The organism is Acidisphaera rubrifaciens HS-AP3 (genome assembly GCF_000964365.1).
In the GTDB taxonomy this organism is placed as follows: domain Bacteria; phylum Pseudomonadota; class Alphaproteobacteria; order Acetobacterales; family Acetobacteraceae; genus Acidisphaera; species Acidisphaera rubrifaciens.
This window is the reverse complement of sequence record NZ_BANB01001044.1, coordinates 1-622: the sequence shown is the minus strand read 5'-3', so window position 1 is coordinate 622 and position 622 is coordinate 1. Positions and strand designations below refer to the sequence as shown.

At 74.8% G+C, this 622-nt stretch carries 1 tRNA gene and 1 pseudogene; both read left to right on the top strand.

Annotated elements, in window-relative coordinates:
- Positions 1-300, top strand: a pseudogene (locus tag B8460_RS19960) (4-(cytidine 5'-diphospho)-2-C-methyl-D-erythritol kinase); the annotation flags it as partial.
- 46 nt (positions 301-346) lie between these two features.
- Positions 347-421: transfer RNA gene (locus B8460_RS19955), tRNA-Gln, on the top strand.
- Positions 422-622 lie beyond the last annotated feature (201 nt).

Genomic DNA, 622 nt, shown 5'->3' with positions numbered 1-622 from the left:
ACCTATGCGGCGGCGGCGGCGCTGCCGGCGCGATGGCCGACGGCGGCGGCGATGGCGCGCGACCTGCGCGACGGGACGCTGAACGATCTGGAGGCGCCGGCGATCAGCCTTTGCCCGGTGATCGCCGACGTGCTGGCGGCGATCGGTCGCCTGCCGGGCGTGGAGCTGGCGCGCATGAGCGGCTCCGGCGCCACATGTTTCGGCCTGTTCGCGACGGAGGAGGCGGCGCGGGCGGGACAGCGCGCGCTCGGGCAGATGCCCGGCTGGTGGGTATGGTCGGGCGGATTGCACGCCGCCTGACGCAAGGCTTTACGCGGCGCGGCGCCGCACCTATCACCGCCGCCGTTGGGGCGTCGCCAAGCGGTAAGGCAGCGGATTTTGATTCCGCCATGCGGAGGTTCGAATCCTCCCGCCCCAGCCAGCCATCCGCGTGATCGGAATACCGGCAGCCGCCGCCCTCGGGGCGGTCAGTGGTGGCCGGTGTCGAAGCCGAGGAAGCCGGCGCTCGGCACCGGCGTGCCGCCATCGCTCGCATATTGCGTCGAGCGGGCGCGGCGGAGATTGCCGCCGGCCGCCGCGCCGCTGGCCGCGTCGGCCGTCGCGGTGTGCGCGCGCGCGGCGC